Origin of the sequence: Methylophaga sp. UBA2012 (assembly GCF_002335235.1) — a bacterium.
Classification (GTDB): Bacteria; Pseudomonadota; Gammaproteobacteria; order Nitrosococcales; family Methylophagaceae; genus Methylophaga; species Methylophaga thalassica.
Map to the genome: position 1 here is coordinate 46,755 of NZ_DDCG01000003.1, position 25,667 is coordinate 72,421.

A 25,667-nucleotide genomic window follows, 5' to 3' on the forward strand; every position below is an offset into this window, starting at 1 on the left:
TGTTGCGAAAATAAGTCACACACATCAGATTTGTTTGGCGATCCATGCTGTTTTTGCTGACAACTCCAGGGAACATGTCCATTTATAAGCCAAATTTATGCTATCAGCACAGGCATAGACACCATGCCCACTTACGACTGTTACTTTATAGTCCTGAAGGATCTGCGCAACTGCAGCAGGTGCCAGTTCGACATACTGCGCATAGTTGATATGAATAATTGGCACTTCTGGAAAATAATACTGACCTTCGAAATCGATGGGTGTGAAGCTTTTTTCCTTCATCGTCATAGCGACCGTGTAAGGACCATGGCTATGAAAAAGCGCTCTAGCTTGTTCATTTTTTTGATACACCGCCACATGCAAAGGGGCATCAAGCGACGCGCCCTCACCACAATGACCATCAATGTGGCAAAGCACCAAATCATCAGTGGTTAAAGTATCAGCACAACAGCCTGTTGGCGTGACCCAGACATCATCATGCCAACGAAAAGACGCATTACCGCTATGAGAGTCATTACAACCATACTGACGCAGCCATTTATAGTGCTGAACTAAAGCCTGTTTCTGTTGCTGTAAATCAGGCATCCGGCTCATCATTTTTCTCTAACAGGCTATTAATATGTTGTAGCCATTGAGCCGCTTGTTTTTTCTGAGCCTCAAAGGAAGCCGCTTTCAGAAATTGTGCTTTGGCTTGTTCAAAGTTGTCCTGATGATAGTAAGCCGTGCCTAACATCGCGTAGGTTTGGCCTAATTTTTTACCTTTCAGTAATTTTAATGCTGAAGATAAAGTATCAATGGCATTTCCCCATTGTTCCATACTGATATAGATTTGCCCCAGTTTTAACTGGGTATCACCACTACTATCCATAGGTAACATGACTTTTAAAGTATCTACGGCACGCTGGTTTTCTCTGGCAGCTAACCAACTGTCTGCCAACTTATTCAGGTTTTCAAAGTTACTGGGAATAACGTTTTGTTTCATTCCCTGCTCAAGTAACTGACCAGCTTTGTATGGTACTCGCAGATAACGATACATATCAGCCAGATTTACCAGCGTTTTAGGTTCGGTCAGATCCAGCCTTTTAGCTAACATACGCACGGCAAGAGAAGTAAATTCTTTATTCTCCTGCATATATAAAGCCGCCAGCTGATCCCAATACATTTTTTTGTCAGGGTAGCTGGTAATCAGTAATTCCAGCACCGATATAGCTGATTTGTAGTGTTTCAGCGATAGGTAAGAAGACAGCAATAATCGGTACCAGTCTTCTTGAGGTGCTTTATCATTTTTAATAGCAATTTGTATTCTGTCGGCCGCTTTAGAAAAATTATTTACACGATAATAAGCACTGGCCAAAAGCACATAAACCGTATTATCTGGTTTTTTCTCCGCGGCTAACCAGCTCTCCATCAGTGGAATGCCCTTTTTATACTGCTCATCAGCAATAAGTAATTGCGCCAGGTTATAACGCAGGGTATGTGTGACATCTTCTGGTAATGCGTTTAAATCCAGCGCCTGCTGGAATGTCTCTGTCGCTTTTTTATACTGCTCTAATGATGAATATAAAAAGCCTAGAGTTTGTAGAACAACAGCCTGCTCATAACTGCCCTTTTCAACGGTACTCAGTAAACTATCAAGCTGCTGTTTGGCCTGTTGATAGTTTTGTTTTTCCATCAACTCCTGTGCCTGATTCAAGGCTTTATATGTTTTTTCACTGAGTAAAAATTGTTTCTCATCATCAGCCGCGGATGCACTTCCCAGTACCAACAGAGATAGTGTAAGAAAAAGGATCGTTAATAATGGCTTTTTCATCGTGACAATTTAAACTCGATTTCCTGAGTGGCCTGACGCTCAACCGCCTGTCCATCCACTAATTTAGGTTTGAACTTCCACTTCAAAATAGCTTTCAGCGCCGCATCATTAAATACACTGGCGGGCTCAGCTTTTATCACTTTTGGATCGCGTACCCTGCCATCTTTAGTGATAATAAATGTCACCGTCACCACGCCTTCAATACCACGCCGTGATGCAACACGCGGATATTTAGGTGGAATACGTACCAATGGCACCACTTCATTATCCAGCATCGGCGCGTCACTAGGTGCTGGAGCAGGTGCTGCTTTAGGCGCCGCAGAGAAATCCCCCAAATACGGTCCCCCCGTGATATTCATCGGTACATCGATCGCTGGAATATCCATTTCTGGTGTCGGTGCATCCGGCTTATTTGCCTGGGTAGGAGCAGGTTCAGGTGGCGGTGGCGGCTCATCCGGTGGTGGCGGTTTTTTGGGCAGCTCACGCTTTTTGGTTTCCGGTTGCGCTTCTTCCTTTTTCAAACGCACAAAGTCCAGAATCTGAACTTCTTCAATATCGCGTTTATCCACACTCTTACTATTGGTCATATGTTCCATTAAATAGAACAAACCAAAGTTAACCAGTAGTGCGAGAACAATACCAACAACTAATCTCATCAAATCCGCCGTTAGTCGCGTTCAGCAGCAATAGACACATTGGCCACGCCCGCCAGTCGGGCTTGGTCCATAACTTCAATTAACAGGCCGGTTTTCGCTTCTTCGTCGGCCAAAATAATGACTGAACCTTCCGGGTTTTCAGCATGCATACGTTCTACATTGGCTCTGACAGCACGACGATCAATCTGGCGTTTATCCATCCAGATTTCGCCATTGGGACGAATAGAAATCAGAATATTGGCCCGTTCTTTTTTCACCGCTGTTTTTGCCGAAGGACGGTTCACATCCACGCCGGTTTCTTTTACAAACGAACTGGTGACAATGAAAAAGATTAATAAGATAAACACCATATCAATCAGTGGTGTCATATTGATTTCAGCGATACCACCACTTTGGCGTCGGGAATGTCGGTTTCTCATTTTTATCCTTTACTCTCTACGCAAGGCATCAGCCACTTTATCGACTTCACGTTCTGCACGTTGGGTTAACTGAGTGCTGAAATACAAACCTGATAATGCGGTTAACAGACCGCCCATCGTGGTAATCAACGCAACAGAAATACCACCCGCCATACCGCGGGCATTACCGGTACCAAATACGGTCATCACATCAAATGTCTGAATCATTCCGCTCACCGTGCCCAACAAACCCAACATAGGAAGCGCCATAGTAAGTGTACGAATCGTCATCAAATAACGTTGTAAGGAAATACGACTCTCTGTAATCATGCCTTGACGTATTTGATGGGCAAACCAGCTATTTCTGTCTTTACGTTGCTGCCACTCATTAATCAAACGTTTGACCTGTTTAGGATGCTCAAACACCACAAACAAATAACGTTCAATAATCAAACTCCACATTAACACCGAAGCAAACAGGATCAGCCACAGCACACTGCCGCCGCTTTCCATCAGCAATTCAATCTGAAAGAGTCCGTCAGACAGACTGGTCATGTTGTTTTTCCGCGTTACGAGCAACGATAGCAGCACTTTCTTCATCAAGAATTTGCACTAGACGGTTTGATTTGCTCGATAAACCACTATGAATCAATAACAAAGGGATGGCGACAGCCAGACCCAGTTCTGTGGTGACCAGTGCCTGGGATATGCCACCAGACATTAATTTCGGATCACCGGTACCAAACAAGGTAATCGACTGGAATGTCTCGATCATGCCTGAAACCGTACCTAATAAGCCTAGCATTGGCGCAACCGCCGCCAGAATAGCCAGCGTGATTAAACCGCGTTCCAGTTTTGGCATTTCTCTGAGAATGGCTTCATCCAGTTTTAATGACAGGGTTTCAACATCATGTGCTAAGCGATCGTTGTACACAGACAAAATGCGTCCCAGCGGATTTTTCTGACTGACTTCTTTTTGTTTTTGCTGCTTGGCAATACCATGACCATCTTTGGTCAAAGATAAGAACTGAATAAGAGCGATAATCAAACCAATCGCACCCAGCACCAGGATGATATAACCAATCCAGCCACCTTGCTCTATACGTTCTTTTAGGGTCGGTGTTTGCACTAACAGTGCCATAATCGCACCCCGGGTCGGATCAATCACCGTTGGTAGTAACTCACCTGGCTGGGCATCTTCAAACTCAGCGACCAGCTTTCTGAATCGATCCACAGGTTGTCTTGCCAGCTCAACTAAATTGCCTGTTTCTGGCAAATAACGCAGGAACAAGCCATCAGTAAACGCGGTAAACACACCAATTCGGGTAACCTGTTTGTCCTCAACATCCCCGGTAGTGGTGATTACGGGGGTAGTGAATTTTTCCACTTTTCCTGAAGCGGTCATTTCTTCTTGCAGGGTCAACCATAACTGACGAAGTTCTTCGATGGTGGGTTGCTGTTTGCTGTCGCTTAATTGATTAAGGAAATCGACACGTTCAGGATGCTGAACATTGGTCATCGAGCTTTCCAGCACAGCACGGCTATCATTGGCGACTTGTCTGACGGTACCGAATAACTCACCTAATGAACCTGATTTGTCATCCAACAGACTTTGTTGCTCGGCTAGACGCTGCTCTTGTTCATTAAAAATGGTGTTCAGTTGCTGGGTACGCTTTTCCTGGTCCGCTAATTCTTGCTTGGCTTGGGCCAAAAGACTGGCTTGTTGATCATGCGCTTTCGCAAACTCAGCTTCACGTACCTGATTTTGTTGTTGCTCAAGCACACGTTCACGTTTGACCTGCTGCAATAACTCATCAAGATTCGCCGGTTTATCCGCAGCGAATACAGGCAAACTCAGCGTCAGTAAACAAAGAAGAGAAATCAGTTGTTTCATTGTTTCTCTCCTACAGTATTAACTGGTAACACCATCAGATCCGGTGGTAATTGTTTTTTCGCTACTTTCAAGCCATCGGTTATGGGCTGAATATAATCATCAGACAATGTGACCCACTGCTTCTTATCGTTATCCCACATACCCGCTTCTTTTCCATCCAGTGTGAGGTAATACAGGCTGACACGACCAATTCTTAAGAAGTCGACTGTTTTTTTCGTTTCGCCGTCTTCCAAATCAGCCTGATAGGCTTCGATGGTTCGACCATATTCAGTTTCGACCTGATAGGCTTCCATAATACGACGATACTTTTCTGCTAATGACACATCAGCGCGCCCCATCATCGTAGTTAACGCCTCTAAACGCGTTTGACGTTCCTGTTTCAGAAAAGGCACGTCCAATGACACAAACTGTTGCAGGACATCGATCATTTTCAGCATGAGCGGCACAATGTCGTGCTGTGTTGTTTCGATATTATTTAATTGCTCAGCGATGGAGGCCATTTCTTCTTGTTGAGAATCGACCAGTGACTGGAGTTGGTCATTATAGGATTTGAGACTTTGCGTTTGTCTTAGAACATCACGGTACTCCGCCAGCATATCCGTGGTTTCATCGGATAAACTATCAATTTTCTCTTGAGACTTCTGAGCGGCAATATCGGTATTGACCTGAGTATCAATCGCCTCATCCAAGGCGCCTGCATTGGCTAAAAAAGGCAACGCAAGAAAAATACTCAACTGCCAACCACGTTTGATGGTTTGCTTGAGGTGCATAGATTTCAAATCCCATATTTGCCGTCATCACGGCAGTAAACGAAAGGAGTCATCTTAACAAGAGAATGGAAAGTGGGAAACGGTTTAGCGTAGAATTTAGACAAAAAAAAGCCAGATACAAATTGTATCTGGCGAAACCTTCATAGAAGGAGAGAGAAATATAAGACTATAGAAGCTGAAATTTCTATAAACTTGAGATACATAATACAAATCACTCCTGATTTTCAAATGAGCGACTTATCCTAATAACTCGGGAATTTATTCCTATTCCTCTTTCCTTCAATATCAATTATTTACGATGAAATACCGTGGCTTATCGCAAAGCGCATCAGTTCAGCTGTTTTGCTGATATCTAGCTTACTTTTTATCTGGGTCAAATTGTTGGCCACCGTTTTATAACTGATTCCCAATACTTCAGAAATCTCCGTCATGCTCTTGCCTTCGCCCAATAGTCGTAAAATTTCTAACTCACGGCGCGATAAATCACTCAGAGCACTGGTGCCTGCATCAATATTCAGCATGGCCAATTGTTGAGCCATGTCCGGACTTAAGTAAATTTTACCATCAAGCACTTTATTCACCGCTTCGACCAAGTGATCCGCCGCGTTGTTTTTAGTGATATAGCCTCTGGCGCCTGACTGCATGGCACGTGATGCGAACACAGGATCTTCATGCATACTAAACATCAACACTTTGGCATCTTCACGGTTTGCTCTGATCCGTCTTAATACTTCCAGACCACCGACACCTGGCAGCGTAATGTCAAGCAACACCATATCTGGCTGCGACTCCTGAAAGAGACGATAACCCTCTTCGCCAGTTTCAGCTTCGAGAACTGTAGCCGAGGGAATTTGTTGAATCAGTTGACGGCAACCTGCTCTGACTATCGGATGATCGTCCACTACCAAAATTGTTAATGCCTGTTTCATTTTTTGCTTCACCCTTTAATGGAATCAACACCCGGACCTGTAAACCACGTCCTTCTTCCGTATCAAACGCTATACGACCACCGAGTGCTGACACCCTTTCTCGCATACCAATTAAACCAAAACCTTTGACCAGATTAGCATCCAGCCCCTTACCATCATCCGTTACAGCCACTTTGATGGTCTCTGTTTCCCGGCGTACTTCAACTTTGACATGACTGGCATGGGCATGGCGTACACAGTTGGTCGTACATTCCTGAACCAGACGGTAAATCGTTACCTGTAGTGTATCAGGCAGTGATTCAAATTCACCGACAAAGTCCCACTCCCAGTCAATTTCCGGCTGACGCTCACGCCAGTTGTGCAACATATCTCTTAATGCTTCTGTTAAACCTAAATCATCCAGCGTCATCGGACGCAGTCGGCTTAACATTTTCCTGACTAAAGATTGAATATGATTAGTAATCGTTTTTACAGAGCCTACTTTTTCTTCGATCTCGATCAGATGATTTTCGCCAGCAATTCGCTCAATTTCACCTAAATCAACGCGAATCCCGAATAAACATGGCGCTAACTCATCATGAAGTTCTCTTGCCAAATCGCGCTGTTGAGATTCCTGTAAGCTGAGCATATTACCGGCAAGTGCATGATTTTCTGCCATGGTTTTTTCTAACACGCTGGCCATATGATTAAAGCGGATCTGAATGGGATTCAACTCTTTTACAGCAGAAGTATCCACCCGTGCTGTAAAGTCGCCTTGTTCAAGATGCCCCAGCGCATCTGACAGTTGTGATAACGGCCTTAAACCTTGACGTAAAGCCAGATAAATTAAACTCAAAATCAGTAATAAGAAGAACACACCCAGCCAAAATAAGGTTTGGATATCCTGCCAGACTTCGGTGACTTCATCACTGGGATCAGCCTCTACCACCAGATAACCATAAGATTTACTGCCTTTGGTAATTAATCGTCGGAAAGCGACGGCTTCAGGCTCCATCATTCGAATAAACCAGTCCGGTGCATCGGGTTTATTAAAAAAGCCGGTTTGATCTTCCTGTCCAATCAACGGTTCGCCATGCATATCTTCAAACCAGGCACGAATATGACGGGTATGTCTGACACTATCGACAATCAGCGTCAATCGCTCACTCAGATCATTAGAAAAACGTAATGTCGGGAGCGCATTTACCAGCAAACCTTTAGCCAGCTGCGTACTGGAGGCCATTTCCTGGGCAAGCGCTAATCTGGCGTTTTGCACCATAAAATAACCGGCAGCAGCGAAGTTAATCAGCAAAATAATGCTGACTATTATTAGTAATCGTAGTTTTAAACTCATGATCATCAGTACAATAGATGAGATAAGTTTAGAATTATCGCACAGTTACAACGGAGACGATTAGGAAACAGCATGCAAAATAATCACGACTTGTTCCAACAGGCCCAAAAACATATTCCAGGTGGCGTCAACTCGCCCGTCCGCGCATTTAAAGGTGTGGGTGGGGATCCCGTATTTTTCCGCGAAGGAAAAGGCGCATGGCTGACAGATGCGACAGGGAAAAAATATGTGGACTATATTGGTTCCTGGGGGCCGATGATTGTCGGTCATGCACACCAGGAAGTGATTGATGCTGTCAAAGAGGCGGTTAATCATGGTTTAGGTTTTGGTGCACCGACAGAAATTGAAACAACCATGGCCGACTTAGTCTGTGAACTTGTTCCATCAATGGAGTTAGTTCGTATGGTGAGCTCTGGGACTGAAGCCACGATGAGCGCCATTCGTTTAGCACGTGGTTACACCGGTCGTGACAAAATCGTCAAATTTGAAGGTTGTTATCACGGCCATGCCGATTCATTATTAGTGAAAGCAGGCTCAGGGGCTTTAACTCTAGGTGTGCCCTCTTCTGCAGGTGTGCCAGCCTCATTAGCTGAACACACACTGACATTACGTTATAACGACTTAGAGTCCGTCAAAGCCTGTTTCAAAGAAGCCGGTGATCAGATTGCCTGCATTATTATTGAACCTGTTGCCGGTAATATGAACTGTATTCCACCTGTTCCCGGATTTCTGCAAGGGCTTAGAGAAATCTGCGATGAATATGGTGCGGTACTGATTTTTGATGAAGTGATGACCGGATTCCGTGTTGCACTGGGTGGTGCGCAAGCGCATTACAATATCACCCCGGACTTAACGACCTTTGGCAAGATTATTGGTGGTGGTCTGCCAGTAGGTGCATTTGGTGGCAAACGTGAAGTGATGGAATATATCGCACCGCTCGGCCCCGTTTACCAGGCGGGCACTTTATCAGGTAACCCTATCGCCATGGCTGCCGGACTGACAACGTTAAAACTGATTCAGGCGTCTGGATTTCACGATGCATTAACAAAAACCACCGAAACTTTAGTCTCAGGTTTACAGGAACTGGCTAATAAAGCGGGTATTCCAATGACAACGAACCAAGTTGGCGGTATGTTTGGTTTATTCTTTACCGAAGACAGCCAAGTGAACTACTACGAGCAAGTTGTGGCTTGTGATCAGGAGCGTTTCAAACACTTCTTCCACTTAATGCTTAACAATGGCGTCTATCTGGCGCCCTCAGCATTTGAAGCCGGTTTTGTCTCTGCTGCCCATGGCGAACAAGAAATCGAGCATACCTTATCAGCAGCAAAAGCCACTTTCGCTGCCTTATAAATCACCATTACCGTTACAAAGCCATACATGCTCAGCAGATGTATGGCTTTGTACGTTAAGATGGTATATATCCCATCTATACAAATCTAAGATATTGAATTAACTATGAATACGCTTTACTGGCATGACTATGAAACTTCTGGCACGGATCCCCGTTATGACAGACCTTTGCAGTTTGCCGGTATTCGTACAGACGAAGATCTTAATATCATCGGCGAGCCGTTGATGATTTATTGCAAACCCGCCAATGACTTTTTGCCCCATCCTCAAGCCTCTTTAATCACGGGTATTACCCCACAAAAAGCTCAGCAGGAAGGTTTAACAGAAGCCGAGTTCATTGCACGTATTCATGCCGAACTCGCAGAACCCGGCACGTGTGGCGTTGGTTATAACAGCTTGCGCTTTGATGATGAGTTCACACGCTTTAGTTTGTTCCGTAATTTTTATGATGCCTATGCCCGTGAATGGCAAAACGGTAATTCCCGTTGGGACATTATCGATATGGTCAGACTCACCCGAGCTTTACGACCAGAAGGCATCAACTGGCCGGATCATGATGATGGCAAACCCAGTTTCCGCCTGGAACATTTAACAGCCGCAAACAATATCGAACAAATCGGTGCTCATGATGCCTTAGTCGACGTTTATGCGACGATAGAAATTGCCAAGCTCATCAAAAATGCCCAACCCAAATTATTTGATTACGTTTACCAGAATCGTCGCAAAAACAATATTGCCCCGCTGCTCAATATCCATGACAGAACTCCGGTCATTCATGTGTCGAGAATGTATCCGAGTGAATATTGTGGCACTGCACTGGTTGTGCCCTTAGCAAAAGATCCAACTAATCCTAATGGGGTTATTGTCTACGACTGCCGTTATGATCCCACCGATCTGATTGAGCTTGATGCAGAGACATTACAGCAACGTTTATTTACCCCCTCAGTCGATCTGGCTGAAGGTATTCAACGACCGGCCCTCAAAACCATTCATATCAATAAATGCCCAGTGGTTGTGCCGGCAGCGACGTTAAATGAGGATGCCGCAAAACGCTTAGATATTGATCGTGCCCAGCATCAACGTCACCTGGACATGTTGAATGCGGCAGGTGATTTAAACGAAAAGCTGTCACAGATTTTTACACCTAAACCATTTGATCCGGTCGCTGATCCTGATGCCAGTCTCTACAGCGGTGGTTTTTTCAGTGACAATGATAAACGCAAGATGGAGCTTATTCGTTCAGCTGAGCCGGATATGTTAAAAACATTATCTATCCCTTTTGAAGACTCGCGTCTGGCCGAGATGTTATTCCGTTATCGTGCTCGTAACTGGCCTGATTCCTTGACTGAAGATGAACAAGATCAATGGCTGCAATATCGTCAGCAACGACTGGCAGATGAGACACCAGACGCTATTCTTAACTTCTCAAGGTTTTATTCAGCGCTTGCTGAAGCAAAGCAACAAGATTTGCCTGAACAAAAACAAAAAGTTCTGGCTGAACTCACCCACTACGCCAGCCAATTAGCTGCTGAACTTGGTTACCAAGCGAACTAATATGACTCAGCAAGTCGACATTCTACTTACTACCCTTAATGCGCGTTATATGCATTCAGCATTTGGGCTGCGCTATCTTCTCGCCAATATGGAAGAACTGGCGTCCAAAACTAAAATGCTCGAGTTCACCATTCAGGAACAGACACTGAATATCGCCGAGCAGCTATTGCAGTATCAACCTAAAATTATCGGATTTAGTGTCTATATCTGGAATATTCGTGAAATCAGCGACATTGTCACCGTCATTAAACAAATCTCACCCGACACCGTTATCGTGCTTGGTGGGCCGGAAGTCGGCCATTACCCGGATGTACCGGATATCTGTGCATTAGCTGATTTTGTGATCAGTGGGCCGGGTGAAAAAAGCTTTCGAGAGCTGTGCCGCCAAATTTTAGACAAGGCACGGCCTGAAACAAAATATATTGATGGTATCGCTACTGAGTTAGCTGAATTACAATTGCCCTACCACCTCTACAATGAAGAAGATATTCGTAACCGGCTGATTTATGTCGAAGCGTCTCGTGGTTGCCCGTTTAAGTGCGAATTCTGTTTATCGGCATTAGATAAAACAGCTACCGCCTTCCCGCTGGAATCATTCCTGGCTGAAATGGACGCATTGTGGCAACGCGGCGTTCGTAACTTTAAATTTATTGATCGCACTTTCAACCTGAAGGTCTCCACCAGTATTCGTATTCTGGAATTTTTCCTTGAACGAATGACGGATGATTTATATCTCCACTTTGAAGTGGTGCCTGATAATCTGCCTGATAAATTGAAAGAGGCGCTGAAACGTTTCCCACCCAATAGTCTGCAATTTGAAATTGGTATTCAGACTTTTGACAGCGATATTCAAACTCTTATCAGCCGTAAACAAAACAATGATAAAACCCGAGAGAATATTCGCTGGTTGAGGGAACATACTGGTGCTCACTTACACACCGATCTGATTTTTGGTCTGCCCTCTGACTCGCTGGATAATTTTGCTGAGAGTTTTAATCAATTGGTCGCTCTGAACCCGCATGAAATTCAGCTAGGCATTCTGAAACGGCTGCGTGGTGCGCCACTTAATCGTCATAATGAAAACTTCGCTTTAAACTATAATCCACAAGCGCCGTATAATATTTTATCGACCAGCAGCGTCGATTTTATGACGATGCAACGGGTAAATCGCTTTGCACGATTCTGGGATATGATTGGCAATTCCGGCCGCTTTATTAATACGCTGCCACTTATCCTGGCTGACGATGCATTTCTCCGCTTTATGCTTGTGTCTGACCGGCTTTTTGAAATAAGTGGCAGCACCTGGAAAATCGCACTCAAACGATTATTTGAACTGCTCTTTGTCGTGTTAACTGAGGATTTAGCGATTGATGAACAGACAGTCAAAGATCACCTAAAACTTGATTACGCTCGAGCAGGTGTTAAAGGTATTTTGGACTACGAGAACTTACCAAGCCTGAATAAGCCGGCAAAAGCCGGGGTGGCCAATAAGCGTCAGCGCTATCATGGCTAAAACTGACTGAACGAAAATGCTTGCAGCACTTTTCAATTTAATCATACATGCGCTCATAAAGGGATGAGAGACAAGCTATGACCAGACAATCCAACGCATCTCAACAAGTCATTGCCAGCCCTTGTCTGCGGAAATGTTGCCTGGATGAACGCGATGTCTGTTTGGGCTGCTATCGCCGGATTGATGAAATCACTGGCTGGGCAGCCATGGATAACACGGCAAAATTACAAACACTGGAACGTTGTCAGCAACGCAGACAGTTACGTTTAGCACAAAAAAGAAAAACTAAATAATCAGTTTTGAGAGGGTTTTAAACTGAGGGTGACGGGCATCACCAAGACACTCAAATAACAGTGACTCGATATTGGTAATCACTGCTCCGGCATCACGAAGTCTGTTTAAGGCACTCTGATAGTGTTTGTTATCACGTGAACATACCGCTTCTTCTATCACAAAAACCTCAAACCCTTGCTTAAGCAGATCCAATGCTGTCTGCAATATGCAGATATGCGTTTCCATGCCAGTTAAAAATACTTGCTGATATTCAGATTGCTTTAGCACAGCAGCAATACCATCGACTTGCCAGGCTGAAAACTGTGTTTTTTCAAAAACAGATGTATTCGCTGGTAAAACCTCCTGAATACCTGCCACTGTATGTCCTAAACCGTTGGGATACTGCTCAGTCACTAACACAGGTAAAGCCAGCACATCAGCCGCAGCAAGCAGAGTCTGCACAGAGGTTTGAATCAGTTGCTGCTGCTCTTGTGGCATGGCTGACAGAAGTCGATCCTGAATATCGACTACTATCAGCACGCCCTTTTCAGCACTGGCTATAGATAAGGCTTTACTCACTTAGGAAGTGCCTTTACCCAGCCAGTTATTAATATCAACCAAATCATTCACACTCAAAATACCGGCGGCTTGTTTCAATCGCAGTGTATCCAGAATGTAATCATAACGAGAACGTGCATAATCACGTTTTGCACTGAACAGATTACGACGTGCATTAAGAACATCAACGGTTGTCCGTGTACCCACATCATAGCCAGCTTCTGTCGACTCTAATGCTTTTTGGTTTGAAACCACCGCTTGTTTAAGCGCTGTAACACGGCTAATTCCAGACATCACTCCATTATAGGACTCACGTGTTTGCCTGGTCACGGCACGACGTTGTTGTTCTTCAACCTGCATGGTTTCGTCTAGACGATGACCTGCTTCACGTGTCCTGGATGATACTGCGCCACCTGAGTAGATTGGCAGATTGAACTCAAGACCAACACTTTCATTTGATGAATTACTCCGACCATAAATACCATCGCTATCAGAGCTGTAGCTCTTCTGGGCCACAATACCTAATGACGGATAGTGACCGCTGCGTTGCAACTCAATTGTCTGTTTTGCAGCTTCAACATTGATATTCGCAAGTAATAAAGACGGATTCTGCGAAATCGCTGTTTCGCTCCAGGCATCAATGCTTGCAGGTTCAGGTTTTACCAGTGGTGACTCACCATAGAGTCCGACCAGATCATCAATATACTTGCCTGCTGTTTCACGCAATTGTTCCTGCGCATTAGCCAGGTCATTTTGAGCCTGAATCACTCTCGCATTCGCCAAATCATAAGCTGCTTGTGATTCAGTGATATCGGTAATCGTCGCCATGCCAACATCAAAACGCTGTTGCATTTGTTCTAACTGTTTAGCAATGGCTTCTCGTTCTGCCAAAGCAAACGTTAGATCATCCTGTGCGCCCAATACACCAAAATAGCGTTCTGCAACGCGTAATGTTAGAGATTGTTCAGCAATAGTGTAACTGGCATCAGCCCCTTTCATGGCGATTTCAGCCTGGGTTTTCTGCACAAAATTCTCACGTTTATAAACTGACTGAGTCAGGCTTAACGTATAGCCATGACTTGTATAGTCTGTGTTACCGGTAAAAAGACGTGATGATGAATCTAACCAGGTTTTACTTTCATTCGCCGATAGACCAACCTGTGGCAAAAAGTTAGCAATAGCTTGATCATCCAGTTCACCAACAGCTTGACGGGATGCGGCTTCTGCTAAAAGCTGTGGATCACTATTAAGAGATAATTTGTATACATCTAATAAATCTTCAGCCCAAACAGAGCTAGAAAATAATGCCGAAGCAATCAATGCGCCTAACGCAATTTTTTTCATTTTCCTTCCTTAGGAGTCATTCAGATGATAGTATTCAATATTAATATGTCGACATTGTAGTATCGACATTAACTGCCCAGCCATTCATACCACCATCAAGATTAATCACATCATTAAAACCAACGTGTTCAAGAAACTGCCCGACCTGGGCACTTCGTTTTCCGCTACGACAAATAATCGCAACCGTTTTATTCTGATAAGGTCCTAACTCTTCCAGACGCGCAGGAATCTCGTTCATCGGAATGTGCATTGCCCCTTCAATCATGCCGTGAACCAATTCATGGCTTTCACGAACATCAATCATTACCGGTGGCGCTTCACTTAATAACAAAGTGCTAAATTCAGTGGCGGTCATTTGTTTCATGTTTTTACTCTGGCTTAGAATTCAAATTGTTGGATTGGTTCACCGTTAATCATGTAGGGAATAACGGTCTCAAATAAAAATTTTGGCTGCCATTCTCTTTCATTCATTCGTGTGATTAATTGAACCGACATAGCAGGCGCTGTGCCTGTGACTATCAATAATTTCCCACCAACTTTCAGACTTTGTAAATAGTCATCAGGGATCTGTGCACAGGCAGCCGTAATAACAATTGTGTCAACACGCTCAACTAACGGCCATCCCTGGCTGGCATCACCAACAGTTAACGTGACATTTCTGATATCTGCTTTAGCTAAGCGTTTAGCTGCTAACTCAGATAAATCAGCATAATATTCAACGGAAATAACGTGATTCGAGAGTTTAGCCAGTAATGCTGTGAAATAGCCTGATCCGGTTCCTATTTCCAACACATTTGTTTCAGGTGTTAAGTCAAGCGCCTGTAAAAAACGACCTTCCAATATAGGCGTTAACATACATTGCTCATAAGCAATGGTTAGCATTGTATCGGCATACGCCATGCCCACCGAATCCTCGTCAACAAAGTCCGCCCTGGCAACATCTGACATCACAGCTAAAACAGTGTCATTCAGGACTTCACTAGGACGAACTTGTTGAATGACCATATTGGTATGAGCATGATTTAGCGAAGACACATGTTGCCCCTATTATTGAGCTATGGCAGTTAGGAGACTAAGGATAAGTGCTTTCTTATATAGGTGCAACCATAGAGGAAATAGGGGAATATTAATATATGCTAATTCTGTGTTTTATTGTCAGATATGGATAAGCATAGACATCTACCCCATCAAGTCTGGCGCACTTAATTCGGTCTATTTTTTTCCTGTAGCCCGATGAAATAATGGCTCATGAACTGACTCACGAGAGAAACGCCAACAAGCAATACTTATTGCCATCACTGAAAAAACTGCCAGCACGGTAATGTCGGTCATGATAGAAAAATCACTATTCGCGGTCGGCACAACATGTTTCATCAAATCGACACCATAGCTAAATGGATTGATTAACACGACATATTTCAGCATCTCTGGTAATTGATTGACTGGATAAAGCGCACCACTCAAGAAAAACACCGGGAAGATGAAAAAATTCATAATCACCGCAAAATTATCCAGAGTTTTAGACCAGGCAGCGATCAAACCGCCTATTGCCGCACAGCATACGGCTGTCGCTAAAGCCGGTAATAATAACCATAAAGCGACTTTCACTTCGATCAAACCTATCAAGGCCAAGATCACTAATAATAGAATGGCCTGAACCATCGCGGTAATAGCTGCAGCAATTAATTTAGCAATAACAATTAAATAATGAGGAATTGGGGCAATCAACATCATCCGCATCACCCCAAATTCTTTATCATAAACAAGGGTTAATGCTGACAATAAAGCAGCAAATAATAGTGTCATCGCCACAATGCCAGGCACTAGAAAGCTGAGGTAACCAGCTTGCTGCTCACCCTGCAACATACTGCCAACACCAGAGCCTATCACCAGCAGCCAAATCATCGGTCTGACCATGGCACTGATCAGTCTTGCACGTTGACGGAAGACCTTCGTCAGCTCTCTTGCCACCACAGCCTTAACGGCGAGTATATGTGTCATGTCACGACCCCATAATCAGGTGGACATACTGTCCATAGATACACATCATTGAGATTAGGTTTACGCCATTGCATTGCATTGATGGCATTACCAAGCGTTTTTTGTAACTGATAAAAATCGGTTTCTTTATCTTGAATACGATACGTCAGATGCTGGTCTTCCCATAAAGGCTCACCAAATTGCGGACGCATCTGCTGGCTAACTATTTCGGTATCAGCACAATCAATTTCCAGCATATATGCTGCTAGATTTTTAATCAGTTTTTTAGGCGCGCCACCTTTTTGCAACTGTCCTTTTTGTATGAAATCGACATGGTCACAGGCTTCTGCTTCTTCCAGATAATGTGTGGTCAGAAATACCGTCATGCCTTCATCTTTTCTTAGCTGTTCAATGAATCGCCAAATGGCACGACGGTTAGGTAAATCCAAACCAATAGTCGGTTCATCCAAAAATAAGACCTGAGGTTTATGTAAAACGCCACGAGCAATATCTACAGCGCGCCGCTGCCCACCGGATAAGGCTAATAATTTCTGATGACGTTTTTTTTCTAAGCCAAATACTGACAACAACTCAGAAATACGTTGCTCTGCTTGCTGTTTATTCAGATTATATAAAGCGGCAGCGAACTGTAAGTTTTCATCCACCGTCATCATCCGATCAAGGGCTGAATCCTGGAAAACCAAGCCAACTGCGGCACGTGTTTGTACTGGATAGCGTTTGACTTCACGACCAGATATCCAGGCTTCGCCTGATGAGGCTGAAGTCATGGTAGTCAGCATATGAATAGTCGTACTTTTACCTGCCCCATTAGGACCAAGCAAACCATAGAACCGTCCTGGTTCGATACTAAGATCAAGCCCATTAACAGCAAGGGCCTGACCATATTGCTTGGTCAGGCCCTTGGTTAAAATCGCATATTGATTTTTATAAGCCACAAATTTCTTTTGAATTTTTCGGGTTTCTGAATACAAGAGGTTTGGCAACATCAGCTGATTTTTCAGCCTCCTGCCGACCATTCTCAATCGCTTCCAGAATTAGATGATGATCGGGAGATTTCGTACAAACAGGATCAGCCATGGCTGGATCCCCTGTTAGCATATAGGCCTGACAACGACAGCCACCAAAATCTTTTTCTTTTTCATCACAACTACGGCAAGGCTCTTTCATCCAGTCAAAACCACGGAAACGATTGAAGTCGTTCGAGCCTTCCCAGATTTCTTTTATACTGAGCTCTTTAACATTAGGTAACTCCATGCCTGGCAATTCACGGGCAGCATGGCAAGGCAAGGCGGTTCCATCTGGCGTCACTGTCAGAAAGACATTTCCCCAGCCATTCATACAAGCTTTGGGTCTATCTTCATAATAGTCAGGAACAACATAATAAATCTTCATATTGCCTTTTTGCTTTTCCTGATATTCGTGCGCAATTGCTTCTGCACGCACCAATTGTTCTTTCATCGGTAATAATTGGTCACGGTTATGCATCGCCCAACCATAGTACTGAGTAGTAGCAAGCTCAACATAATCAGCATCAAGATTAATGGCCAGATCCAAAATCTCATCAATCTTATCAATATTCTGACGATGTGTGACAAAACACAACACCATTGGATAACCAGCAGCTTTCACCGCTTTTGCCATCTCAATCTTATGTTGGAAAGCATCAGTACCAGCAATAAGATTATTCAAATCTTCTGAACTCGCCTGAAAACTAACCTGGATATGATCCAGGCCAGCTTCTTTAAACTCTTTTGCTTTATCTGCGTTTAGCCCCACACCCGAGGTAATCAAATTGGTGTAAAAACCTAAATTTCTGGCTTCACGGATAAGTTCAATCAAATCAGGACGAGTTAAAGGTTCACCACCTGATAAACCCAGCTGAGTGGCCCCCATTTCCCGAGCCTGACGGAAAACATTGATCCACTCTTCTGTTGTCAGCTCTTTTTTGACACTGGCAAAATCCATAGGATTTGAACAATAAGGACATTGCAGCGGGCATGCGTAGGTTAACTCGGCCAATAACCATAGAGGCTGACGAATGCTATCACGGACATTCATACCTACAGCGCCACCAGTACTTCCGGGCGCTTTATTCTGGTCTGATCCAGTCGTTGTCATGAGCTTCCTCCAAAAACTGATAGACGTCATCGTCTAAGTCAGCGCCATTAAAGGCTTCTTTAAGTTCAGCGATGAGCTCGCCGACAGTTTGCTTTTTTTCACTTACCCGCTTCAGGATTTCACCTGCAGCTGGATTTAATTTCACCATACCTTCCGGATAAAGCAGTACATAACAATCCTGAGCTGGCTCCCATTGGAAACGGTAACCCAGGGCCAGCACAGGAGTCGAGTCTGCATTAAAGATGCGATCGGTCATTTTTCAACTTCCATAAAGTAAGGAGGACGTCCTTCAATATACGCCATCCACATCGCATCTAACATGGTCCATAAGATATCAAGCTTGAATTGTAATAAGTCGACAGCACGTTGTTGCTTCTCACGTGTGTCACAGTAATCAAGCGTAATTTGTAGGCCGTGATCTACGTCACGACGCGCTTCACTTAAACGTTTACGGAAATAACGATATCCACGTTCGTCGATCCAGGGATACAAATCAGGCCAGTTATCTAGCCTCGCTTGATGGATCTTTGGTGCAAATAACTCTGTTAACGAAGAGCCTGCAGCTTCCTGCCAGTTAGCCCGACGCGCGAAATTGACATACGCATCTACCGCAAAGCGGACACCTGGCAATACATGTTGATGTGATTCCAGTTCGTCTCTTGTTAAACCAACAGCCTCACCCAGCTGCAACCAGGCTTCAATGCCACCTTCTTCTCCATCATAACCATCATGATCAAGAATGCGTTGCACCCAGTGTTTACGTACTGAAGCATCTTCACAATTTGCCATAATGGCTGCATCTTTTATTGGAATCGCCGTTTGATAATAAAAACGATTAGCGACCCAGCCTTGAACTTGTTTTTGATCCAGCTTGCCTGCGTGCATCAATTTATGAAAAGGATGGTTGATATGATACAGCGACTCTTTTTCGCGTAATTTTTGTTCAAACTCTTCGCGTGTCCATGGTGCTGGTTTTTCTGACATGTTTTGTTCCTCTAGAATCATCTTAGACTGTTAAAGCTCGATATCCATGCCGTCATACGACACTTCAATTCCAGCCGCTTCCAGCGTTTTTCGCTGGGGTGATTCCTCGTTGAGTATTGGATTAGTATTATTAATATGAATCAGGAATTTACGTGGTTTATCCATACCACTGAGGATCTCCATGATGCCGCCTTTACTCGACTGATCAAGATGGCCCATTTCCTGCGCACGTTTATTACTAATGCCTTCATGTGACATCTCATCATCGGTCCAAACGGTACCGTCAACGAGAACCATGTCGGCATTTGCCATATATTCCATAACATGCGGTTCTGCTACACCTAATCCTGGTGCATAGAATAAGTTTTTGCCGGTACGCGTATCTTCTATACGCATACCGATATTATCGCCAGGGACCGTATTATGACGATGCGGTGAATAAGGAGGTGCTTCACTCTTCAAAGGCACGGCAGTAAACACGAGTCCTTCTGCTGTAGGAATGGTGAAGCTTGATTCATCCGTTGCAATTTCATGATGGTTGATGCCGCGGAAATGACCAAGGATATTAAATACTGGGAATCCTGTGGTCAGATCCTCATAAACAGCCTTGGTTGTGTATACATCCCATGGCTTATTATGTTCTCTAAGGGTGAGCATACCGGTGACATGGTCGATCTGTGCATCTGTGATCACTATCGCCGAGATAGCGGTATCTCTGACTTGTCTGGCAGGTTGTAAAGCGGGAAAATCATCCAGTTGTTTTTTGATATCAGGTGAAGCATTAAACAGAATCCAGTCTGTTCCGTTTGCACTGATAGCAATGGATGATTGTGTGCGAGGACTGGCCTTGATTGTGCCCTCTCTTACACCTTTGCAGTTAGTGCAATTACAATTCCACTGAGGAAAGCCACCACCGGCTCCAGAACCTAAAACATGTACAAACATAATTATCCTTAGAAACTTGCATTAGACCAGATAAGACTTTAACAAATTTTATCTGGTATAACGTTGCCCGGAGCAGAAAGCCCCGGGCATACATCAAAACCGTGATTAACGGTTGCAGATGTACATGGTTACTTCAAAACCAAAACGCATATCTGAGTATTCAGGTTTAGTCCACATAACTATATCCTCTCTAAAATTGTTTTATTTAATGTCATCCAACCTATTTGAATGACGATTAGATAGTACACAGCAGATTGAGATGTTTCGTCAGGATTCCCCGCCTTGCCATTCAGGATTTTCCTGATTCACCGAAAAGCTGTAGAGGCTCTATCTGCTTAGTTTTAGCTAAAGCAGTAGTTTTAAAATTTGATGAAAATGACTAAATGTGCGGGAAGATCTTCTTAGCCTGGTCAGGCAAAAAACACCTAAATTTAAATGCATTTATGCTCACGACATGATTAACCATGGAAGATAGACTATTCACCAAGTTAGAGAATTTCAGCTTCTTTAATCTTTTTGTGGTTTACCACATTATTGCATTACCTATATTTCATTTAACCAGGCCCTGTGCCTGGTTTTTTTTGATCAAAAAAAAGCCCGGCATCAAACGATGTCGGGCCTTTTATTCAGACTAAGATTACGGAGTAATCTATATCATCTGGGTCTTACAGGCTGAATACGCTCAGAATACCACCCAGGTTAGTCCAGCTAGACAGTGATTTATATGCACCGACTGCGCCCAGACCATCTGTTTCGTTTTCTAAGCTTGGAATCGCCATACCGATACCAGCCCAACCACCGACACCTGACAGTACAGAAATATACTGTTTACCGTCATGTTTGTAGGTGTTGACGTTACCGATAACGCCTGACGCTGTTTTGAATCTCCACAGCTCACGACCTGTTTGTGCATCAACGGCTTTCAGGTAACCTTCTAATGTACCATAGAACACGACATCAGTCGCTGTTGCTAAGGCACCAGACCAGACTGAGAAACGTTCTGGGTTTGACCATACGATCTTACCTTCACGGGCATCCCAAGCGATGAAGTTACCTAAGTGTGTACCACCTGGTGCGGGATACATGCTTAATGTTGCACCAACGTATGGTTGACCTGCGACGTATTCCACTTCAAATGGTTCATAGTCCATACAAACGTGGTTGGTTGGCACATAGTACAGACCTGTACGAGGCGAGAATGCCGCTGGCTGTTGGTCTTTAGAACCTAAAGCCGCAGGACAAATACCTGTTGTGTTAACGTCTTCACCGTTACGTGCAGTAGAGTATTTCGCTACACGATCATGTAAACCGGTTTTCAGGTTCACACCGTTTGACCAGTTAACCGCTGGATCATATTTTTCAGCCACTAACAGTTCACCCGTGACGCGGTCCATGGTGTAACCAAAACCGTTACGATCAAAGTGGACAGCGGTTTTATGCATTTTACCATTCACTTTTTGTTCAGCGAGAATGACTTCATTCACACCATCATAGTCCCACTCATCATGTGGTGTCATTTGGTAAACCCATTTCGCCATACCGGTGTCTAAGTCACGACCCCATAAAGACATGGTCCATTTGTTATCACCAGGACGTTGAACCGGGTTCCAGGTAGATGGGTTACCGTTACCGTAGTAGAACATGTTCAGATCTGGATCGTATGAATACCAACCCCATGTTGTACCACCACCAATTTTCCATTGGTCACCTTGCCAGGTTTTCAAAGATGAATCTTTGCCAACTGGTTTCAGCATAGACATGGTTTTGTTAGGATCAACTAACATTTCGTCATCAGGACCCGTGCTGTATGCCGTGTACTGTTCTTTACCATCCAGGCTATAGGCTTTGATATAACCACGTACACCAAACTCACCACCTGAAATACCCACCAGAACTTTATCTTTAAATACGTGAGCCGCTGCAGTGCTGGTCGCACCACGTTTTGCATCATCACGTTTGTCAGACCAAACTACGCTACCGTCAGCGGCATTCAGAGCAACTAATGTTGTATCCGCTTGATTCAGGAAGATTTTTCCATCGCCATAGCTTAAACCACGGTTAACCGTGTCACAGCACATAACAGGCACTGTTTCATCGTAGTTTTGTTTGGGTTCATATTTCCATTTGATCGCACCATCATTATTTAAGTCCAATGCGAATACGATGTTTGGAAATGGTGTGTGAACGTACATAGTACCGTCGATAACCAAAGCGTTACCTTCGTGACCACGTAAAACACCGGTTGAGAAAGACCATGCCATGTTTAAATCTTTGACATTATCTTTGTTAATTTCAGTTAATGTTGAGTAACGTGTATTTGAATAGTTACCTGCTGGCATTACCCAGTTATTCGGATTTTTTTGCATTTCAAGCAATTCATCAGCTACAGCCAAGCCAGGCGCAGTCAATGACATCATTGCGATTGATAAAGTTTTCAGCTTCATTTTATATACCTCTAGTATTGAAGGTTTGTTTTTATAGGTGGCTAATCTATAAATAACCACTGCTGAATACTTTATTCTTATTTTTCCCCTAGCACATTAGGAGCAACTCCCTATATAAGCAGGAATTAATCATAGTTAACTCGGGATTGACTTGGCGCTAGAAATGAATTCTGATTATTCATTTAGGGTGATAACGTGATGCTTGAGTGCTAAACGAACCAGCTGAATGGGTGTCGCTATATTCAACTTTTGCTTTAACTGCGTTTGATAATTAGCCATTGTTTTGAGGCTGATCTTCAATTCTTTCGCGATGGATTCTACTTCCATACCTTCAGCAAGTAAACGAAAAATCTCAAACTCTCTAGGGGTAAGTATTGTGCTTGGCTCATGCTCATCAGCAACATTTTTTAATGCCAATTTTTCGGCAATATCCACACTCAGATATGTTTTGCCTGCAGCGACACTTCTAATGGCTAGCAGCAATTCTTCAGTTGTACTGGTTTTTCTTATGTAGGCTTTTGCACCAGATTGGATAGCTTCATTGGCAAAAAAAGACTCCGGCAGGTTCGAAAATATCATCACACGGGCGCTTGGGTATGTCATTGTAAGCTCATTAACCCTATTTAAGGTCGAGCCATAAGCCGTATTCATATCAATGATGAATACATCCGGTTGATACTCTTCATACAAGGCTGGCAGTTGATCACTCTGGTTGGTCTCTGCAATCACTAATATGTCATTCTGTTCTTCAATTAGACGTTTAATCCCAGCACGTACAACATGATGCTCATCAACCAGAATGACTGTTATCATTAATATTTACATCACTTTTATCTTAGGAAAGTAAGTTGGCTTAGAGGCTAAAGACACTTAATACACCACCTAGATTTGTCCAGCTGGAAAGTGATTTGTATAAACCTACTGCTCCATCGCCATCAGCATCATTTTTTAGTCCCATCGCCATACCAATACCGGCCCAGCCACCCAGTCCAGATATCACTGAAACGTATTGTTTGCCATTATGTTCATAGGTATTGACGTTACCAATGATTCCCGATGCCGTCTTAAAACGCCAAAGCTCGCGTCCAGTTTTGGCATCCACCGCTTTTAAGTAGCCTTCAAGGGTGCCGTAAAAAACAATATCTGACTCAGTCGCCAAAGCACCTGACCAGACAGAAAAACGTTCTGGGTTAGACCAGACAATCTTGCCTTCACGGGCATCCCAGGCAATAAAATTACCTAAGTTGGGATCGTCATCTACCGGGTACATTGACAGGCTGGCTCCAACATATGGCTGACCCGCCACATACTCGACTTCAAATGGTTCATAATCCATACAAACATGATTGGTTGGCACGTAAAACAAACCGGTTCGTGGAGAATAAGCCGCCGGTTGCTGATCTTTTGACCCTAACGCTGCAGGACAAATACCCGTTGTATTCTCATCTTCACCATTAAAATCGGGCGAATATTGTTGAACACGGTCATGCCTTCCGGTGGTTAAATCAACTCCTTTTGACCAGTTCACAGATGGATCAAATTTCTTCGCCAGTAATAACTCACCTGTTTCTCTATCCATTGTGTAGGCAAAACCATTCCTATCAAAGTGAACTGCGGTTTTGCGTAGTTTATTTTTAATTTTCTGATCACTGAGAATAATTTCATTCACACCGTCATAATCCCATTCATCATGAGGTGTCATTTGGTAAATCCACTTTGCCATTCCACTATCCAAATCTCTGGCAAACAATGACATAGTCCACTTATTGTCACCGGGTCGTTGTACGGGATTCCATGTGGAAGGGTTTGCTGTCCCGTAATAGAACAGATTTAAGTCAGGATCGTATGAAAACCAACCCCATGTGACACCACCACCGATTTTCCATTGATCACCCTGCCATGTTTTCAGAGATGAATCTTTACCTACCGGTTTCAACATTGAGGTGGTTTTTACAGGATCTACCAACATCTCATCATCGGGTCCTGTGGTATAGGCTTTATACTTCACATTCCCCTGTAAATCATATGCCTGAACATAACCACGAATACCAAATTCACTGCCAGAAATACCGACTAAAACCGTATCTTTAAAAACAAAAGCGGCGCCAGTACTTGTGGCACCTGTCGTTGGATCATCACGTTTATCAGACCAAACGACTTTACCTGTGTGCATATCCAACGCAACCAAGGTCGTATCTGCCTGATTAAGAAATATTTTTCCATCTGCATAAGCCAGGCCTCGGTTGACCGTATCACAGCACATGACTGGCACAGTTTCGTCATAGCTCTGCTTGGGTTCGTATTTCCATTTAATAGCACCGTCATTATTTAAATCGAGCGCATAAACAATATTAGGGAAAGGTGTATGAATATATAGAGTATCGTCAATGACTAGAGAATTGCCTTCATGACCACGTAAAACACCTGTCGAAAAAGACCAGGCCATGTTCAGCTTGTTAATATTTTTTTTATTGATTTGCTTGAGTGATGAGTATCGTTGGTTATTATAATTTCCGGCCGGCATCACCCAGTTGGCCGGATCATCTTGAAGTTTTTGTAATTCATCAGCTTGGCTGGTGCCAGCATAAATTCCGACTGCAGAAGCAATTAAAAATCTTAGAAATGTCATATTACTCAGTTTATTCATTAAAAATGCGTTTTCAGGGCATGTAGGTCATCACACTCTATGCCTAAAAAACGAATGAATCACCGGCAAATCTTCCCGATCTGACCAGTCTGAGTATTTTCACATGTGACAAGTGAACCTTGGCTGAATAAAAAAAGCCCGAC

The 25,667-nt window shown here is 43.7% G+C and carries 27 protein-coding genes; 4 read left to right on the top strand and 23 right to left on the bottom strand.

Annotation, left to right across the window (positions count from 1 at the left end):
- Positions 1-24: 24 nt before the first annotated feature.
- The 9 genes from B2248_RS03405 to B2248_RS03445 form a co-directional block, all read right to left on the bottom strand.
- Positions 25-585 (bottom strand): class II aldolase/adducin family protein, encoded by a 561-nt coding sequence (locus B2248_RS03405; RefSeq protein WP_273180254.1) that lies wholly within the window; start codon positions 583-585, stop codon positions 25-27.
- Positions 578-1,810: a tetratricopeptide repeat protein gene (locus tag B2248_RS03410; RefSeq protein WP_273180252.1), complete on the bottom strand. Its 1,233-nt coding sequence runs from the start codon at positions 1,808-1,810 to the stop codon at positions 578-580. Before B2248_RS03410 ends, B2248_RS03405 begins: the two co-directional genes overlap by 8 nt.
- Positions 1,807-2,466, bottom strand: a complete 660-nt coding sequence (locus B2248_RS03415; RefSeq protein ID WP_007146830.1) for an energy transducer TonB — start codon at positions 2,464-2,466, stop codon at positions 1,807-1,809. Before B2248_RS03415 ends, B2248_RS03410 begins: the two co-directional genes overlap by 4 nt.
- Before the next feature lie 11 nt (positions 2,467-2,477).
- Positions 2,478-2,885: an ExbD/TolR family protein gene (locus B2248_RS03420; protein ID WP_273180251.1), complete on the bottom strand. Its 408-nt coding sequence runs from the start codon at positions 2,883-2,885 to the stop codon at positions 2,478-2,480.
- Positions 2,886-2,894: 9 nt separating this feature from the next.
- Positions 2,895-3,419 (bottom strand): MotA/TolQ/ExbB proton channel family protein, encoded by a 525-nt coding sequence (locus B2248_RS03425; RefSeq protein WP_007146832.1) that lies wholly within the window; start codon positions 3,417-3,419, stop codon positions 2,895-2,897.
- A complete protein-coding gene (locus B2248_RS03430) occupies positions 3,403-4,758 on the bottom strand; it encodes a MotA/TolQ/ExbB proton channel family protein (protein WP_007146833.1) in 1,356 nt (451 codons plus the stop codon). Before B2248_RS03430 ends, B2248_RS03425 begins: the two co-directional genes overlap by 17 nt.
- Positions 4,755-5,528 carry a DUF3450 domain-containing protein gene (locus tag B2248_RS03435; RefSeq protein ID WP_273180249.1) on the bottom strand — a complete coding sequence of 258 codons (774 nt, stop codon included), beginning with the start codon at positions 5,526-5,528 and terminating at the stop codon, positions 4,755-4,757. The genes B2248_RS03430 and B2248_RS03435 overlap by 4 nt, the downstream gene beginning before the upstream one ends.
- Positions 5,529-5,821: 293 nt before the next feature.
- Positions 5,822-6,457 carry a response regulator gene (locus B2248_RS03440; protein ID WP_040576633.1) on the bottom strand — a complete coding sequence of 212 codons (636 nt, stop codon included), beginning with the start codon at positions 6,455-6,457 and terminating at the stop codon, positions 5,822-5,824.
- On the bottom strand, positions 6,351-7,790 hold the full coding sequence (locus tag B2248_RS03445; protein ID WP_237701235.1) for a LapD/MoxY N-terminal periplasmic domain-containing protein: 1,440 nt from the start codon (positions 7,788-7,790) through the stop codon (positions 6,351-6,353). Before B2248_RS03445 ends, B2248_RS03440 begins: the two co-directional genes overlap by 107 nt.
- A gap of 72 nt (positions 7,791-7,862) precedes the next feature.
- Here B2248_RS03445 and hemL point away from each other — a divergent pair, with 72 nt between their 5' ends.
- The 4 genes from hemL to B2248_RS03465 all read left to right on the top strand — a co-directional run bounded on the left by hemL (position 7,863) and on the right by B2248_RS03465 (position 12,503).
- Positions 7,863-9,143, top strand: a complete 1,281-nt coding sequence (gene hemL / locus B2248_RS03450) for a glutamate-1-semialdehyde 2,1-aminomutase (protein ID WP_273180248.1) — start codon at positions 7,863-7,865, stop codon at positions 9,141-9,143.
- A gap of 105 nt (positions 9,144-9,248) precedes the next feature.
- On the top strand, positions 9,249-10,697 hold the full coding sequence (gene sbcB, locus B2248_RS03455) for an exodeoxyribonuclease I (protein ID WP_273180247.1): 1,449 nt from the start codon (positions 9,249-9,251) through the stop codon (positions 10,695-10,697).
- A gap of 1 nt (position 10,698) precedes the next feature.
- Positions 10,699-12,210: a B12-binding domain-containing radical SAM protein gene (locus B2248_RS03460; RefSeq protein ID WP_273180246.1), complete on the top strand. Its 1,512-nt coding sequence runs from the start codon at positions 10,699-10,701 to the stop codon at positions 12,208-12,210.
- 77 nt (positions 12,211-12,287) lie between these two features.
- Positions 12,288-12,503, top strand: a complete 216-nt coding sequence (locus tag B2248_RS03465) for a DUF1289 domain-containing protein (RefSeq protein ID WP_273180244.1) — start codon at positions 12,288-12,290, stop codon at positions 12,501-12,503.
- Here B2248_RS03465 and B2248_RS03470 read toward each other — a convergent pair.
- From B2248_RS03470 to B2248_RS03535, 14 genes are all read right to left on the bottom strand, one after another.
- The gene (locus B2248_RS03470; RefSeq protein WP_273180242.1) at positions 12,496-13,062 is read right to left on the bottom strand and encodes an isochorismatase family protein; all 567 of its coding nucleotides are present in this window, start codon (positions 13,060-13,062) and stop codon (positions 12,496-12,498) included. The two genes, B2248_RS03465 and B2248_RS03470, sit on opposite strands and share 8 nt — an antisense overlap.
- Positions 13,063-14,385 (bottom strand): TolC family outer membrane protein, encoded by a 1,323-nt coding sequence (locus tag B2248_RS03475; protein WP_273180241.1) that lies wholly within the window; start codon positions 14,383-14,385, stop codon positions 13,063-13,065.
- Between the two features lie 40 nt (positions 14,386-14,425).
- Complete coding sequence (locus B2248_RS03480) at positions 14,426-14,749, bottom strand: rhodanese-like domain-containing protein (protein ID WP_273180239.1); 324 nt, start codon at positions 14,747-14,749, stop codon at positions 14,426-14,428.
- A gap of 14 nt (positions 14,750-14,763) precedes the next feature.
- Positions 14,764-15,420 (bottom strand): protein-L-isoaspartate O-methyltransferase family protein, encoded by a 657-nt coding sequence (locus B2248_RS03485; RefSeq protein ID WP_273180237.1) that lies wholly within the window; start codon positions 15,418-15,420, stop codon positions 14,764-14,766.
- 177 nt (positions 15,421-15,597) lie between these two features.
- Positions 15,598-16,386, bottom strand: a complete 789-nt coding sequence (locus B2248_RS03490; RefSeq protein ID WP_273180235.1) for an ABC transporter permease — start codon at positions 16,384-16,386, stop codon at positions 15,598-15,600.
- Entirely contained in the window at positions 16,383-17,321 is a 939-nt protein-coding gene (locus tag B2248_RS03495) for an ABC transporter ATP-binding protein (protein WP_273180233.1), read from the bottom strand. Before B2248_RS03495 ends, B2248_RS03490 begins: the two co-directional genes overlap by 4 nt.
- Positions 17,311-18,504, bottom strand: a complete 1,194-nt coding sequence (pqqE, locus tag B2248_RS03500; RefSeq protein WP_273180231.1) for a pyrroloquinoline quinone biosynthesis protein PqqE — start codon at positions 18,502-18,504, stop codon at positions 17,311-17,313. Before pqqE ends, B2248_RS03495 begins: the two co-directional genes overlap by 11 nt.
- Entirely contained in the window at positions 18,476-18,760 is a 285-nt protein-coding gene (gene pqqD, locus B2248_RS03505; protein ID WP_273180229.1) for a pyrroloquinoline quinone biosynthesis peptide chaperone PqqD, read from the bottom strand. The genes pqqE and pqqD overlap by 29 nt, the downstream gene beginning before the upstream one ends.
- Complete coding sequence (gene pqqC / locus B2248_RS03510; RefSeq protein ID WP_007146849.1) at positions 18,757-19,488, bottom strand: pyrroloquinoline-quinone synthase PqqC; 732 nt, start codon at positions 19,486-19,488, stop codon at positions 18,757-18,759. Before pqqC ends, pqqD begins: the two co-directional genes overlap by 4 nt.
- Before the next feature lie 30 nt (positions 19,489-19,518).
- Positions 19,519-20,433, bottom strand: a complete 915-nt coding sequence (gene pqqB / locus B2248_RS03515) for a pyrroloquinoline quinone biosynthesis protein PqqB (protein WP_273180228.1) — start codon at positions 20,431-20,433, stop codon at positions 19,519-19,521.
- 105 nt (positions 20,434-20,538) lie between these two features.
- Positions 20,539-20,610 carry a pyrroloquinoline quinone precursor peptide PqqA gene (gene pqqA / locus B2248_RS03520; RefSeq protein WP_081443609.1) on the bottom strand — a complete coding sequence of 24 codons (72 nt, stop codon included), beginning with the start codon at positions 20,608-20,610 and terminating at the stop codon, positions 20,539-20,541.
- Between the two features lie 488 nt (positions 20,611-21,098).
- Positions 21,099-22,877, bottom strand: a complete 1,779-nt coding sequence (locus B2248_RS03525) for a methanol/ethanol family PQQ-dependent dehydrogenase (protein WP_007146852.1) — start codon at positions 22,875-22,877, stop codon at positions 21,099-21,101.
- A 174-nt stretch (positions 22,878-23,051) separates the two neighbouring features.
- Positions 23,052-23,690, bottom strand: coding sequence for a response regulator (locus B2248_RS03530; protein WP_273178491.1), 639 nt, complete (start codon positions 23,688-23,690; stop codon positions 23,052-23,054).
- Positions 23,691-23,730: 40 nt separating this feature from the next.
- Positions 23,731-25,506 (bottom strand): methanol/ethanol family PQQ-dependent dehydrogenase, encoded by a 1,776-nt coding sequence (locus tag B2248_RS03535; protein ID WP_273178493.1) that lies wholly within the window; start codon positions 25,504-25,506, stop codon positions 23,731-23,733.
- Between the last annotated feature and the right edge of the window lie 161 nt (positions 25,507-25,667).

Bases quoted from the DNA above. Each gene is read 5' to 3' on its own strand.
- hemL (WP_273180248.1), top strand. From the start codon at position 7,863: ATGCAAAATAATCACGACTTGTTCCAACAGGCCCAAAAACATATTCCA.
- B2248_RS03480 (WP_273180239.1), bottom strand. From the start codon at position 14,749: ATGAAACAAATGACCGCCACTGAATTTAGCACTTTGTTATTAAGTGAA.
- B2248_RS03410 (WP_273180252.1), bottom strand. From the start codon at position 1,810: ATGAAAAAGCCATTATTAACGATCCTTTTTCTTACACTATCTCTGTTG.
- pqqC (WP_007146849.1), bottom strand. From the start codon at position 19,488: ATGTCAGAAAAACCAGCACCATGGACACGCGAAGAGTTTGAACAAAAA.
- B2248_RS03420 (WP_273180251.1), bottom strand. From the start codon at position 2,885: ATGAGAAACCGACATTCCCGACGCCAAAGTGGTGGTATCGCTGAAATC.
- B2248_RS03445 (WP_237701235.1), bottom strand. From the start codon at position 7,790: ATGAGTTTAAAACTACGATTACTAATAATAGTCAGCATTATTTTGCTG.
- pqqB (WP_273180228.1), bottom strand. From the start codon at position 20,433: ATGTTTGTACATGTTTTAGGTTCTGGAGCCGGTGGTGGCTTTCCTCAG.
- B2248_RS03525 (WP_007146852.1), bottom strand. From the start codon at position 22,877: ATGAAGCTGAAAACTTTATCAATCGCAATGATGTCATTGACTGCGCCT.
- B2248_RS03460 (WP_273180246.1), top strand. From the start codon at position 10,699: ATGACTCAGCAAGTCGACATTCTACTTACTACCCTTAATGCGCGTTAT.
- B2248_RS03435 (WP_273180249.1), bottom strand. From the start codon at position 5,528: ATGCACCTCAAGCAAACCATCAAACGTGGTTGGCAGTTGAGTATTTTT.
- B2248_RS03475 (WP_273180241.1), bottom strand. From the start codon at position 14,385: ATGAAAAAAATTGCGTTAGGCGCATTGATTGCTTCGGCATTATTTTCT.
- B2248_RS03530 (WP_273178491.1), bottom strand. From the start codon at position 23,690: ATGATAACAGTCATTCTGGTTGATGAGCATCATGTTGTACGTGCTGGG.
- B2248_RS03535 (WP_273178493.1), bottom strand. From the start codon at position 25,506: ATGACATTTCTAAGATTTTTAATTGCTTCTGCAGTCGGAATTTATGCT.
- pqqD (WP_273180229.1), bottom strand. From the start codon at position 18,760: ATGACCGATCGCATCTTTAATGCAGACTCGACTCCTGTGCTGGCCCTG.
- pqqE (WP_273180231.1), bottom strand. From the start codon at position 18,504: ATGACAACGACTGGATCAGACCAGAATAAAGCGCCCGGAAGTACTGGT.
- B2248_RS03430 (WP_007146833.1), bottom strand. From the start codon at position 4,758: ATGAAACAACTGATTTCTCTTCTTTGTTTACTGACGCTGAGTTTGCCT.
- B2248_RS03405 (WP_273180254.1), bottom strand. From the start codon at position 585: ATGCCTGATTTACAGCAACAGAAACAGGCTTTAGTTCAGCACTATAAA.
- B2248_RS03425 (WP_007146832.1), bottom strand. From the start codon at position 3,419: ATGACCAGTCTGTCTGACGGACTCTTTCAGATTGAATTGCTGATGGAA.
- B2248_RS03415 (WP_007146830.1), bottom strand. From the start codon at position 2,466: ATGAGATTAGTTGTTGGTATTGTTCTCGCACTACTGGTTAACTTTGGT.
- sbcB (WP_273180247.1), top strand. From the start codon at position 9,249: ATGAATACGCTTTACTGGCATGACTATGAAACTTCTGGCACGGATCCC.
- B2248_RS03440 (WP_040576633.1), bottom strand. From the start codon at position 6,457: ATGAAACAGGCATTAACAATTTTGGTAGTGGACGATCATCCGATAGTC.
- B2248_RS03465 (WP_273180244.1), top strand. From the start codon at position 12,288: ATGACCAGACAATCCAACGCATCTCAACAAGTCATTGCCAGCCCTTGT.
- B2248_RS03490 (WP_273180235.1), bottom strand. From the start codon at position 16,386: ATGACACATATACTCGCCGTTAAGGCTGTGGTGGCAAGAGAGCTGACG.